At 36.6% G+C, this 13,731-nt stretch carries 13 protein-coding genes; 5 read left to right on the top strand and 8 right to left on the bottom strand.

Going from position 1 to position 13,731, the window contains the following annotated elements:
• Positions 1 to 36: 36 nt before the first annotated feature.
• Together FJQ98_RS10630 and FJQ98_RS10625 are read left to right on the top strand one after the other, a co-directional pair.
• The gene (locus FJQ98_RS10630) at positions 37 to 189 is read left to right on the top strand and encodes a hypothetical protein (protein WP_158003095.1); all 153 of its coding nucleotides are present in this window, start codon (positions 37 to 39) and stop codon (positions 187 to 189) included.
• Between the two features lie 49 nt (positions 190 to 238).
• A complete protein-coding gene (locus tag FJQ98_RS10625; protein WP_075807339.1) occupies positions 239 to 568 on the top strand; it encodes a YrdB family protein in 330 nt (109 codons plus the stop codon).
• A gap of 128 nt (positions 569 to 696) precedes the next feature.
• On the opposite strand, the gene FJQ98_RS10620 is transcribed toward FJQ98_RS10625, so the two are convergent.
• From FJQ98_RS10620 to FJQ98_RS10595, 6 genes are all read right to left on the bottom strand, one after another.
• Positions 697 to 918, bottom strand: coding sequence for a hypothetical protein (locus tag FJQ98_RS10620; protein ID WP_053596787.1), 222 nt, complete (start codon positions 916 to 918; stop codon positions 697 to 699).
• A 10-nt stretch (positions 919 to 928) separates the two neighbouring features.
• Complete coding sequence (locus FJQ98_RS10615) at positions 929 to 1,996, bottom strand: LolA family protein (RefSeq protein ID WP_053596786.1); 1,068 nt, start codon at positions 1,994 to 1,996, stop codon at positions 929 to 931.
• Positions 1,997 to 1,998: 2 nt separating this feature from the next.
• Entirely contained in the window at positions 1,999 to 3,453 is a 1,455-nt protein-coding gene (locus FJQ98_RS10610; RefSeq protein WP_053596785.1) for a HAMP domain-containing sensor histidine kinase, read from the bottom strand.
• Positions 3,450 to 4,148, bottom strand: coding sequence for a response regulator transcription factor (locus FJQ98_RS10605; RefSeq protein WP_053596784.1), 699 nt, complete (start codon positions 4,146 to 4,148; stop codon positions 3,450 to 3,452). Before FJQ98_RS10605 ends, FJQ98_RS10610 begins: the two co-directional genes overlap by 4 nt.
• Before the next feature lie 735 nt (positions 4,149 to 4,883).
• Positions 4,884 to 5,900: an inorganic phosphate transporter gene (locus tag FJQ98_RS10600; RefSeq protein WP_053596783.1), complete on the bottom strand. Its 1,017-nt coding sequence runs from the start codon at positions 5,898 to 5,900 to the stop codon at positions 4,884 to 4,886.
• Between the two features lie 15 nt (positions 5,901 to 5,915).
• Positions 5,916 to 6,536 (bottom strand): DUF47 domain-containing protein, encoded by a 621-nt coding sequence (locus FJQ98_RS10595; RefSeq protein WP_053596782.1) that lies wholly within the window; start codon positions 6,534 to 6,536, stop codon positions 5,916 to 5,918.
• A 395-nt stretch (positions 6,537 to 6,931) separates the two neighbouring features.
• Here FJQ98_RS10595 and FJQ98_RS10590 point away from each other — a divergent pair, with 395 nt between their 5' ends.
• Together FJQ98_RS10590 and nhaC are read left to right on the top strand one after the other, a co-directional pair.
• Positions 6,932 to 7,699, top strand: a complete 768-nt coding sequence (locus tag FJQ98_RS10590; RefSeq protein WP_053596781.1) for a sulfite exporter TauE/SafE family protein — start codon at positions 6,932 to 6,934, stop codon at positions 7,697 to 7,699.
• 145 nt (positions 7,700 to 7,844) lie between these two features.
• The gene (nhaC, locus tag FJQ98_RS10585) at positions 7,845 to 9,227 is read left to right on the top strand and encodes a Na+/H+ antiporter NhaC (RefSeq protein WP_053596780.1); all 1,383 of its coding nucleotides are present in this window, start codon (positions 7,845 to 7,847) and stop codon (positions 9,225 to 9,227) included.
• Between the two features lie 469 nt (positions 9,228 to 9,696).
• Here the strand turns inward: nhaC and FJQ98_RS10580 are convergent, their stop codons facing one another.
• Positions 9,697 to 11,106, bottom strand: coding sequence for a TcaA 3rd/4th domain-containing protein (locus tag FJQ98_RS10580; RefSeq protein WP_053596779.1), 1,410 nt, complete (start codon positions 11,104 to 11,106; stop codon positions 9,697 to 9,699).
• A 316-nt stretch (positions 11,107 to 11,422) separates the two neighbouring features.
• On the opposite strand from FJQ98_RS10580, the gene FJQ98_RS10575 reads away from it, so the two are divergent.
• The gene (locus FJQ98_RS10575; RefSeq protein WP_053596778.1) at positions 11,423 to 12,238 is read left to right on the top strand and encodes a stalk domain-containing protein; all 816 of its coding nucleotides are present in this window, start codon (positions 11,423 to 11,425) and stop codon (positions 12,236 to 12,238) included.
• A gap of 556 nt (positions 12,239 to 12,794) precedes the next feature.
• Here FJQ98_RS10575 and FJQ98_RS10570 read toward each other — a convergent pair.
• Positions 12,795 to 13,730, bottom strand: coding sequence for an LCP family protein (locus FJQ98_RS10570; protein ID WP_053596777.1), 936 nt, complete (start codon positions 13,728 to 13,730; stop codon positions 12,795 to 12,797).
• Position 13,731: the final 1 nt, after the last annotated feature.

Here is a 13,731-nt window from a genome sequence, read left to right as displayed (position 1 = left end):
TTGCTCTGTGCGAAAGCGTAGCGACAGCAACAACAAATGTTTTCTGTAGCGAAAGCAAAGCGGCAGCTACAATTGTTTTGTCTGTGCGAAAGCGTAGCGACAGCAACAACAAATGTTTTCTGTAGCGAAAGCAAAGCGGCAGCTACAAAGCGCCCAGTCGGAACGGAAATCAACCACACGCTATGGTGATGATCCACAAAAAAAACACATTTCAAAAATCAATTTTTGGAGGAATAATATGGTGTTGAATTTAGCTCTTCGCTTTCTATTAGAAATTTGTGTGATAGTGGCTTTTGGGTATTGGGGTTTACAAACTGGGAAAGGCATTTTCTTCAAGCTTTTACTTGGAATTGGAACACCTGTTTTATTCGTAGTTCTTTGGAGTATGTTTGGTTCACCCAAAGCAACGATCCCTTTGGATGGGGCTTGGCATTTTATGCTTGAATTTGTGATTTTTTCTTTAGCCGTAATAGCTCTATATGCTACAGGGCGAACGCAATTAGCATCTATTTTTGCAATACTAATTATCATTAATCAGATTTTATTGTCCGTATCTCATCAACGCTAAAAAACCCACATTTTTAAAAGTGGATTTTTTAGCTTTTTTGAAGGGAAGTGTATATCGTTGTAAAGTTAACCTTAATACTGTTTACTCCCTTCCAATCCCTATACTCTTTAGGTACATCAAATTCATAATTAAATAAGTCGCTTAATCTTCGTTTCATATAACGCAACGATTAGTAAACCACCAAGTATAGGGGTTAAAGAACTAAAACTGAAATAAAAACCTTCATCATTGTATTGTCCTAAGAAATGAAATTTCAGCCATGCAACGTCGTATGTTTCACCTACGCCATATAAAAACACTGTGCTAAATAAAAACAATGCGAGACATTTTATAAAATCATTTCTCTTCATACATTTCACCTCACTTAACGATGGTCATTTGTTTTGCATAGGCTACAAGGTCTTCGATTGTTAGCTCAGGATTTCCAATCATAATGCCATATTGATAGCCCTTTTCCTGCCAGCCAATATAACGGAATTTATCCATGTCCATGACAGTACCTTTTTGACCTCGGATGTCCATTTCTTTTTCACCTAAAGTAGGATCAACCTCAATAACACTACTATTCGCTTTAAAAACCGTTACTGAAATTTCTTGTTGACCATTCTTAACATAATTGAAAGTATACCCTGAACGACCTTCTAGCCCTTTATCTAATGAAATATCATCCAAAGTTAGTCCATTTTCTTCTGGCACCATTAAAAATTCGCCAAGCTCTTCCTTCACTGTATCCAGTGTTACTGACTCAGATTCAGTTCCACTTATTTCTTCCACTTTTGCATCCTTTGGAATATCAATTGTAAATTGTGCATCATCAATTTTTGCATTTTCATCCATTTTCGTATACTCTGATGTCATTTTATTTCCAGCACTATTCGTTATTGTTTTTAACGTTATCCATGTTTTTTTATCAATCCATACTTCTATATCATCTATTAAAGTATCATCTTTTTTCGCTTTAGCTACAATTTTATACGTATCTCTTCCAGCAATCTTTTCCTCCCCATCAATTTTTACATCATGTGTATCCTTTACTAAATTAAATAGTGATTCTGCCTGATCTCTTGGTGATGGGAATAAATCTGAATTACCTTCGCCAATATCTATTTTATGAACTGTGTTTTTTACAACATCATATATAATGACTTGTGAGCCATTGTTGACTGTGATGATATGCTCACCATTTTCAGCTGTCATCTCAATACGTCGTTTACCATCTTTAGTCCACTCCTCGACTTGAGCTTTTCCTCCAATCTCACCCATATCCATTTTGTATTCACCGTAATAAGTAAGTGGTTCTGTCGTTTCCTGTAACGCTTGATCAATAATTTCCTGGGGTGAATATGACCCCTCTGTATTACAACCTACTAAGCTAAATGTTAGTGCGGCCACTAAACCTACTGCACGTAATGATTTTTTCCAATTCATTATCAAATCTCTCCTTCATATGGTGGCAACCAGCAAAGTACAGCTGTTCCATAACCTTCTTTCGATACTAGCTCTACCGTCCCACCGTGTTTTTCTATTATTTGTTTTGCTATATTTAATCCTAGTCCAGTGCCCCGCTCCCCAGCCTTTGTGCGTGCTGTATCTGCTTGGTACAATGGCTCAAATAGCTTCTCAATACCTTCTTTATTTACACCTTGGCCGCAATTTTGCACAATGAGATACATACCTTCTTGCATTGTCAGTGCAGGCTTTACAAAATCAAAGCACCATATTGGACTCTTCCCGGCATTCACGGCTGCTAAACCTATCGCTGTATCTACTGCTCCATAGCGCCAAGCATTACTCATTAAATTGTCGATCACCCGTTGGAGCTGCTTCGGATGCACTGCGTACATACCCTCTATGTCACAAGTAACTTCAAGCATAAATCCTTGATCCTTACATAGTTGCTCATAATCAGACAGTGCCATTTCAAAATACTCTGCCCCATCTACTGCAACAAGTTCTAAATGATAGCTTGTCGATTGCAGTAAAGTGTACATCAATAAATCCTCTAACATATGCTTCATCGTTTCAGACTTTGTTAAAATAATTTGTCGGTACTCGTCTTGCTGTTCTTCTGATAATGTCTTGCTTTGTAAAGACTCAGCATATGCTTGAATAGCTGTAAGAGGTGTTTTCAAATCATGGGAAATACTTGCAATCATTAACTCCTTTTGCTGTTGTTCAGCTTTTAAGTGAGTACGAGCGATTTCAATTTCGTCCTGCATGGCAAGAAAGGTTTGAGCAAGTTCCCCAATTTCATCTTTTCTTGCCACTAAATTTGATTCCACATGCTCCCCCTTTGCAAAAGCACGCATTTGCCGCATCAGTTCATGTAACGGTCTATTTAATCTACGGTTAAGTAGCATCATAACTGCAAAATAAATAAGGAGAAATAATAATATAGAGCTTGCTATTACAAGCCAAGAACGACTTTCTACGCCTTTTACCCAATCCGTCCTCACTAATTGAATCTCATAAACCCCAAGCAATTCTCCATCTTGATAAACAGGTTCTTTATAAGTAAAGGCATTGTAATTTTGCTTTAGCTCATATAAACCTTTAAAAATACTATCTTTAGAATCAATCCCCGACACCGATTTCAATGGATTTGAGGAATACAAAAACAAGCCTGATTTCGAATAAAGTGTAATTGCAAGATGATCATTCGTTAGTGCTTCAATATCTTTGATATCCGCATTTTTTGTATAATACATAGGATTTTCGAGAACAGACTTTACCTGATTGAGCTCTGTTAATTTTTCGAAATACTCAGCAACTCCGTTTTTATCTTGATAATAGGCATTAATCCACACATAAAGGCTATAAGCACCTGCTATCGGTAAAATCATCACGATGAAAAAAGTGATGAGTAACCATGTTTTAATTTTCATATCGGCTCACCAATAAAGCGGTAGCCTTTGCCCCAAACCGTCTGTATATAATATGGCGTTTTGACTGGGTCTTTTAGCTTTTCTCGTAGCGCCTTTATATGTACCGTGACTGTATGTGTGTCATCTACGCTCGCCTGTTGCCAAATATGCTGATATAGCTCTTCTTTTGAAAAGGTTTGGCTTGGATTTTTCGCAAGTAGTTTTAATAGAGCAAATTCCTTTTGTGTTAAGGCAAGCTTTTTATCATCAAGCCGCACTGTTTCCTTTTGCCAATCAATTTCTAAGCCATGTGTAAAGGATGATATATCTTCTGTTATTTCATTTTTGTTATAACGTTTCCAGCGACGTAAGTGTGAGGCTACACGTGCCTTTAACTCCTCTAAGCTAAAGGGTTTCGCTATATAATCATCAGCGCCCTGCAAGCCCTCAACCTTATCTGCCTCTTCTTTACGCGCACTCATCATTAAAATAGGTACATCACTTTCCCAACGAATATTTTGGCAAACAGTAAGACCATCCATCTCAGGTAACATCCAATCGACTAACACTAAATCAAACGAATCCGCTTGAAAATCAGTTAGACCTTCAAGTCCAGTTGTTGCCCAAGTAATTTGGTAACCCTCTTGTTCAAGCGTATCCTTCACAATACGTCCAATCGCCGTATCATCCTCAATCAGTAATAGCTTTTCTCTCATCTGTTTTCCTCCTGTACTAACCTTACTATGTAAAAAGTCTTTTTTTCCGAACTTTACACTTTCTTTATAATTACCATAGATCTGGCTATCCGTCGTTCTCCTCGGGCTTTCCGTCACCTTCATTTCTTTCCGCCGTTGAGGATGAGCTTTCCTTCGCTTTGCCTTTTCAATCCGTCGTTCTCCTCGGGCTTTCCGTCACCTTCATTTCTTTCCGTCGTTGAGGATGAGCTTTCCTTCGCTTTGCCTTTTCTATCCATCGTTCTGCTCGGCCTTTCCGTCACCTTCATTTCTTTCCGTCGTTGAGGATGAGCTTTTCATCGCTTTGCCATTTCTATCCGTCGTTCTCCTCGGACTATCCGTCACCTTCATTTCTTTCCGTCGTTGAGGATGAGCTTTTCGTCGCTTTGCCATTTCTATCCGTCGTTCTGCTCGGACTATCCGTCACCTTCATTTCTTTCCGTCGTTGAGGATGAGCTTTCCTTCGCTTTGCCTTTTCTATCCGTCGTTCTCCTCGGGCTTTCCGTCACCTTCATTTCTTTCCGTCGTTGAGGATGAGCTTTCCTTCGCTTCTCCTTTTCTATCCGTCGTTCTCCTCGGGCTTTCCGTCACCTTCATTTCTTTCCGTCGTTGAGGATGAGCTTTCCTTCGCTTTGCCTTTTCTATCCGTCACTTCCGCCCTTCTCTCCGACAAATAAAAAAAGGAATGCACGTAAGTTGTGCATTCCTTCCATTATGTTAGAAAAATAAACTTAATATAAAGTAAATAGCTGCAGCCATGACTGCGGAAATTGGCATGGTGATCACCCATGTCGTCACAATTTTACGTGCCATGCCCCACTTAACACCTTTTACACGATGTGCTGTACCTACACCCATGATGGATGAAGAAATAACGTGTGTAGTGGATACTGGTAAATGAATTAATGTCGCTCCGAAGATGATAGATGCAGAAGCAATGTCTGCTGCAACACCATTGACTGGACGAATTTTCATAATCTTACCACCAACTGTTTTGATGATTTTATAACCACCTACTGATGTACCAAGCCCCATCGCACATGCTGCTGCAAAACGTACCCATAAAGGAATATCATCTGTGTGATGCAATCCTCCTGCAATTAAAGCAAGCGTAATAATCCCCATCGCCTTTTGCGCATCGTTTGTACCGTGTGTAAATGATTGTAAAGCGGCAGTACCAATTTGCATTGTTCGGAAGCCTTTATTCGTTCGATATAAATTTGTATCCTTAAATAAAACTTTCATTAAAGTCATCATTAAGAAACCAGCCGCAAACGCAAGTAATGGTGAGAAGATAAGTGCTTGAATGATTTTTATAAAGCCGCTGTAGTTCAATACATTAAAGCCTGCCGCTGCAATGGCAGCACCTGCCACAGAACCAATCAATGTATGCGATGAACTAGACGGGATTCCAAAGTACCACGTTACTAAATTCCATGTTATCGCTGATAATAGTGCCGCTAAAATAACGACAGAACCTGTAATATCTCCATCAAAAGCATTCAAGCTGAATGGGTCAACAATATCTTTAGTTAATGCTTTCGCTACCCCAACGAATGTAATCGCTCCGATGAAGTTCATAACCGCAGCCATATATACTGCTGTACGCGGCTTCAATGCTCTTGTTGATACAGAAGTTGCTATCGCGTTGGCTGTATCATGGAAGCCGTTAATAAAATCGAATACAAGTGCGAACATAACGACTAATATTGTTATCAGTAATATCGTATCCATTTCGTACACTCCATCTTACGCGTTACGCATAATTATAGTTTCAATTGTATTTGCTACTGTTTGACAGCTGTCTGCAATATCTTCAAATTGTTCGTAAATATCCTTGAACACGATGATACGCATTGGGTCTTTTTCTTGAATAAATAATTGCTTCATAGAAGAACGGAAAATTTCATCACATTCACGCTCATAGTCCTTGATTTGAATAGCATGTTTACGCATTTCAACGAGCTTTCTGCTATTTAATAGTTCCATTGCTTGGACCATTTCATCTGTACTTTTCGCAATATATGTTAAGAATTGACGCATCGGATCTGTAACTTCTGTTAAATTATACATGTCAAAATGAGCAATACAGCCTTCCATGCCGTCAATGACATCATCTAATTTATTGGCAAGCGATAAAATATCCTCACGCTCGATAGGCGTCATAAATGATTTATTCAGCATGACGATAAGCTCGTGAATCAATTTATCTCCACTTGTTTCATATTGCTTCATTGTGTCTGCGATCTCTTTCAGCGCATCTATATTTTCAATACGTGCATTATGTGCATAGTAAATACCTTCTTTGACATTTTTAGAAATGTTTAACAATGCCTTAAAAAATGGATCTTGCTTATTTGAGTTGAACATCATGTTCCTCCTGTTGAATAAATATTGTCGATTTCTGCAATCATCATAACAAAACTTTTACACAATTCTACAGATTTTTAAACATAAACGAGTTGAATTTACAAAAATGTAATATTAAATTTGCCACATTTATTTTTAGGTGCTTTTCTAAGTTGAAAACGTTGGAAACTCGTTAATAAAAATCACCGTTTTTTCTTCAAATATTACCGTTTTTTCTTTTATTTTTATAAAAACACTTAAAAAAACTTTTTTCTCTTCTGTTTTTTCATTGTTATTAATGTTAAGGAATTGTAAACGATTTTTACTTCAAAAGAGAGACTTCATTGTTATTTATTTCAATTCGCAGTACTGTTATAAGAAATATACCGCTAAAGAAGGATGTGAGCATCATACATATGGACATCGATTTACTATCACTTGCAATACTTTTAATGCTTGGTTTTATCGCATCCTTTTTGAATGCAATTGTCGGTGGCGGAGGATTGATTTCCTTACCTGCACTCATGGCTGTTGGTTTACCTCCTAGTACTGCTATCGCCACAAACAAACTTGCGAATACAATTAGCAATGGGACAAGCATGTTGACATTTTTACGAGCAGGCAAGGTTGATGTTAAAAAGAATAAAAAAATAATACCTTTTATTTTTATTGGCTCGTTTATTGGAGCATACACCGTACATCTTGTATCACCAGCTATTTTAAAGCCTCTTATGCTTGTTATGCTCGTCCTAGTTACCACTTATACGGTTTTCAAAAAAGATTGGGGTCAGCAGCCTGAAGAGCGGACATTAAGTACTGCAAAAAAAATAGCCTTTATTGGCGCGTTTGCAGCAATTGGCTTTTACGATGGTTTCTTTGGACCTGGTACTGGTTCTTTTTTTATTTTCATTTTATTAATGCTAGGAAATGATTTCTTACAAGCTGCAGGCAATGCAAAAGCATTTAATTTCACATCGAACTTAGCGGCGCTTAGTATGTTTTTACTATTAGGAGAGGTCAATTTTTTATACGGACTACCTATGGGCTTCGTCATGATTTTCGGTGCGATATTGGGTTCAAAATTCGCGCTAAAACGTGGGACAAAAATGATGCGTATTATTTTTATCATCATGACTTGTACGTTAATTATCAAAAATGCATGGGATTATATCAGTATCCATTAAGGCCATTTTTTAGAAATTGGCAAGAAAAGCACTACCAATTTCATTTACAAATTTTTTCAGCCAATTGACAAAATTTATTAGCGTGCTATAATTCTTTTAGGCTTCACCGCGTTGAAGCGGAGAAGCGACTATTAGGAGGATTAGCATGTTTCGAATTGCAGCAAAGAGTAACCCTCGATTTATTGAGGCAAGCTTCATCATACTTTTAATTATTGCCATGATGGCATTCAGTATTGGGTATTTAAAAGCAACACCCCATATACCTATTTTCCTTATCATTTCACTTTTAATTGCCTATGGATTACTAAAAAAAGTTCCTTTCCGAGAGCTTGAAGCTGGGATGGTTGCAGGTGCAAGTGCTGGTCTTGGAGCAGTTTTTATTTTCTTCTTTATTGGTATTTTAATTTCGAGCTGGATTATGGGAGGCACAATTCCAACGCTTATCTACTACGGCTTTTTAACGGTTTCACCAAGCTTTTTCTTTGCAATCGTATTTTTAATTTGTAGTATCGTCGGCATTTCAGTTGGTAGCTCTTTAACAACGGTTGCGACAGTGGGCGTTGCTTTCATGGGAATCGCTGGTGCAATGGACATCTCTTTAGCTATAACGGCTGGTGCGATTGTTTCTGGAGCTTTCTTTGGGGATAAAATGTCTCCGCTATCGGATACAACAAATCTTGCCTCTGGTACGGTTGGTGTAGATCTTTTCGAGCATATTAAAAATATGGGTTGGACAACGATTCCAGCTTTCGGGATCTCATTCGTGCTTTATGCTATATTATCGCCAACAGGAGCAGATACATCATTTGATACAGTGGAGCAATATAAAGAGGGACTACTGTCTACTGGACTTATTCATTGGTATACATTATTACCAATTGTCGTTCTAGTTATTATGACTATTTATAAAGCGCCTGCACTGATCACACTTGCAGTCGTTTCAATTCTTGGTGTTGGACTTGCCTATATACAAGAACCTATTGCATTGTCAAATGTATTTAAAATCCTTTTTGAAGGCTATGTCTCTGATACTGGTAATAAGGACGTAGACGCATTACTGACACGTGGTGGTATGAGCAGTATGCTAGCTACAATTGCCTTAGTCTTACTAGCATTAACCATGGGCGGTCTTTTGTTTACGCTCGGCATTATTCAAAGTATTTTAGCGAAGGTAGAGAGCTTCTTTAAAAGCGCTGGCTCTGTTATTACTGGAGCTGCCATTACAGGGATTGGTGTCAACACATTAATCGGTGAGCAGTACTTATCAATCTTACTAACTGGTGAAGCATTTAAAGCACAGTTTGCGAAGGTTGGACTTGCCCCGAAAAATCTATCCCGTGTTATGGAGGACGCAGGTACTGTAGTCAATCCTCTTGTTCCGTGGAGTGTTTGTGGTATGTTCATTGCTAGTGTACTAGATATCCCAACAACAACTTACCTGCCATTTACCTTCTTCTGTCTACTCGGACCAATTTTGACGATTATCTTTGGTTGGAGCGGAAAAACGTTAACAAAGCTTGAAAAATAACATTTGTAGCTGATGAATTCGTCAGCTACCTTTTTTTATATCCCACCATATTTATGCCTATCAATTATGCCTCAGCATAATTGCGTCCCTGTCGCTATACTTTCTGTACAAAAGACATTTGTAGCTGACGCTTCGCTTTCGCTACCAAAGACATATGTAGCTGACGCTTCGCTTTCGCTACCAAAAACATTTGCTAATAGAAGTTAAATAATAACCAATTAATAGATACAAACAATCCTGAAACGATGAAGACGCTTAAAAATCTCATCAATAAATTAACATCACACGATGAAAAATAAAAGACTAACTAAAATGTTATTAATCAACATTTTAGTTAGTCTTTTATAAACCACACTTTATGATAAGGTTCTCAGGAATGGACTAACGCTTCGATATAGATGAACGTCGAGCAATATGGACAGTATGAGGCATGTAAAGCATAGATTTTAAAACGCTCTTTTTCACTTGTTTATTTCATATAATTTTTTACTAGCTCATAACATCTTTCTTTCGTATATTGAGCTTCAATTTTATACTTTGTAATTTCTTTCATTTCATCGTCAGCATACTTTGAAGCCGCATTTTTGGCAGAACTCTCTTTGTCTTTAATCCACTCTATTTGTACTCCTTTTAAACTCTCCATGTCACCACTAGAAAGTTGCTGTTTTAACAGAGCATAAATTTCATTTAAGATATTATCCCATCTTTTATATGTTTCTTCTTCTGCTTTTAAAATTTCTGTATTATCTTTATTAGTATACAAATGTTCAAGATCTGCTAAACCAGCATCAATCGAATCTAGCTTCTGTATGTACTCATCTTTTTGACTTCCATTTATAACTTTTTCTTGTTCTTCTTCAATAGTAGTTTGATTTACTTGTGTTGTATCTTCTGGAAATTGAAAGTAAGCATATCGGGCATCTGTAGTAATGATATTTGATTGAACCTCTTGACCTTTTGAGTTTTTGGCAACAGCATAAATCTTTATACTATCGTCAGCTGGAAGAGGATACATTTCCCCTATTTCTGAAACAGTAAATTTAGTGGATTTCCCATTCACATAAACGATTGCGTTTTCTATTTCAGAATCTAATTCTAGAGATGTCATATCCCAATCAATATCAATTTCCAGCTTATTTGATCCATTGCCTCGGATTGCCAGTTCACCGCTATTCTTCAAGCTAGCCCACTGACCATCATACGTATAATTCCAGGCATAAACACCAGGCAAATACTGCCCCAATAATTGTGTGCCTTCGTTATCCGTTTTAACTTTATGATTATTAATGATAATTTCCATATCCTTAAATGGCGCTTCAGTGTAGACTTCTATTGGAACCAATTTGAATTCTACCTTTTTAAATAGCCCAAACAAGACTTTCTTTTGTAGAACCGTTATCAAATCTGTACCATGACTATCACTAATGGGATCTGCAAATTCACCATTTTCTAAAGAATTTACTTCCTCTATTAAATTATCACGAATTGCGCTCCACCCATTTTCCTTTACATACAAAGAAAAACTTTCAGCATCATAAATCGATTTTTTAGGAATTTGGAATTCCTCTAAAAACGCTTGATAATCTTCTTGTTTCAATGCGGAATCCATCGCTTCAATCTGCTTCATCGGATCTAACATTTTCGTAATAGCAATATTTGCGATCACAACTAACCCGATCATTACTGCAATACCTACGATTGTAAACTTACTCTTCTTCGACATAGGCTTCTTTTTTACATTTTGTTTAGAATGCTGAGGTCCTACGGAATTATTCGATTCAAATTTTGTTTCCATTACCGAATTAATAGGTTTACCACAGTTCTCACAGAACTTAGTTTCCTCTGCATTTTGATGACCACAGTGAATACAAAAAACCATTTTTACTCCTCCTTCCATATACATCAGCATATTATACATTAATATAATAAAACTTAAATAATAATTTTAATAATTGTGTTTTTTGAAAGCACCTAAATCTTTACTCCTAATAAGTATATTATAAAACTAGTAAAAATCTATTAAAAAAATGGGTGATTTTCCATCACCTTTGTTTTATACTAGTATAATATTGTTTGTTAAAGGAGAAATATGTAAATGCCGAAAACTTTGAAGTTACAAAATTAGATCAGAAAAAGAATTAACTAGAATAAAATAAAATTATTCAATCAGTAAGTCATTAGAAGGAGAGAATACTATGAATAAGATTTTTAAATATTTTATTATTGCTATGACATGCATCGTTACATTTAGTTTACAAGCACATAATGCTTCTGCCTACTTTGGCATCAATGTATACGTAGCAAACGGACAAACACAAAGCTATCACAGTGATGCAATTATTCAAAATGGCGTAACGCTAGTACCACTGCGAGGCGTATTTGAAACATTGGGTGCAACAGTAAGCTGGAATGCGAAAGATAAAACGATTACAGCGAAAAATAGCACGAAAACGGTTTGGCTAATGGTCGGTTCAAAAAAAGCAAAAATTAACGGCAACGCATTAGCTGTGTCAGAAGCACCGATTATAAAATCAGGGACAACATTAGTGCCATTACGCTTTATTAGTGAAGCATTAGGGGCGACAGTTTCTTGGAATCAAGATTCACATGATGTATCAATTTATGCAAAAGGATCTTCGCAAGTAGAGCGCTCACATTGGTTAGGCTATTACACTAATCCAGGCTATACAGGAACAGGTGTAATAACATCACTTCGTATTGATAAAGTGACACCGACAAAAATTACATTTACATCTGTTAATGGCTATCGCTATGACCCTACAAATGGAACATTAGCAGGCGGCCAAATGCCATGGCATCATGACTATACAACTCGTGACGCACAGCTAATTTCTGAGGATGTGGCATCATATGAGTTAAATGGCTGCTCATTTGATTTAGTTAAATATTATGATGAAATCCATGTTGAAAATATGTACGGCTCTTGCGGTCATTTAGGCCTTGGCGAATATGAAGGCGAATATACGGAATATCGGAAGTTTGAAAATTAAAAATAAAGCACTTATAAAAAGCCAACGGAGGTATCCTAACATTAAATTTAGGAATACCTCCTTTTATTATGTTTTTATACCAATCAATAAGATTCTTCTTTTTAAGTGTTTATCATTTAAACAAATTCTCTCTTGTATCTTAATTTAAATCTACAAACGTAGGCGCACAATAACTTACCCTTCTATATAAAGTTACATAGTTAATTTCAAGCTAACCTTCTTAACAAAGAAATGAAATAAGCCATCAAAAACATTAATAATGAATGTTCTTGATGACTTATGTGAAAAAACCGCATTTATTTATGGTACGGTTCATCGAAACTAATGCTAAATTGACGTCTTTCCTTTTTATGATCAAAAACATGACTTTGTTTCAAAATTTGAAGAGAACCTTAGTGGATATGCTTGCACAAAAAAATGAAAGGATTTTGGTAGCAAAAGTAATTTATCTTATCAGTTAATATGAAAATAAGAGTATATTTTGAAATAATTGTTCAAAACATACTCTTATTTTATTGTATATTAACCTGTCTTCTTAGATGAAACTTAATCTGTTTTAGTCATTTTTTTCATTGTCCTTCGATGATAAAAACTCCTCTAATGCCTGTTTGTTCTTATCTAAGTCAATATCTAAAACATCTCCTACATTCGTACGTTTATCTTCATAAGAATTTGCAATAGGAATTCGTAAAGTGTCCATACTAGATTTTCCATTTACAATCCCTTTTCCAATGGTAAGGATTGTTTTATTATCAACATTTGTATCAAAGTATGAATCTGCAACACCAAGTAATTTTGGCAAATTCATTAAGCTTGAAACACCGATTTGTTCTTTCACCTTCGTTAAAACCTCTTGTTGGCGTTCCACTCGTCCAAAATCACTTAAACGATCGTGGCGGAATCGTACATAGCCTAATAAGCCGTCACCATGTAAAGTTTGTTTTCCAGGATGTAAGGTCATACCAATTCCATAGGACATTTCATAAGGAATATCAACCTCAATTCCATCAGGTGCTAAAAGGTCAATAATTTTAGGGAATCCTTTAAAATCCGCAACAGCGTAGTAATTAACATCAATATCAAAATTTTGCTTAATTGTTTTCCTTACAAGTTCAGGACCTCCAAAAGCAAAAGCAGCATTTATTTTATTCATTCCGTGCTCTGGGATGTCGACATACGTATCCCTCATAATAGAAATAAGTTTTACATCATTCGTCGTTTGATCATAGTGTGCAATCATTAACGAATCCGATCTACCATCCTCGTCCCTAGCGTCACTTCCCAGTAATAGCACATTAATCTGACCAAATTGCACATCTGCACCTTCAAATGGGTCATAGGTCTTTCCGTCATCTTTATAAGGACCATCATCTGCCATAGCCAATCCACTTTTGTATTGATAAACCGAATAAATAAGCCCTGCTACGATTACTAATGCGAATGTTAAGAACAAATTCCTTAGCCATTTACGGCTCTTTTTGCTTTTTCTCATC

Origin of the sequence: Lysinibacillus agricola (assembly GCF_016638705.1) — a bacterium.
Taxonomy (GTDB): domain Bacteria; phylum Bacillota; class Bacilli; order Bacillales_A; family Planococcaceae; genus Lysinibacillus; species Lysinibacillus agricola.
This window is presented reverse-complemented; position numbering and strand designations above follow the sequence as displayed.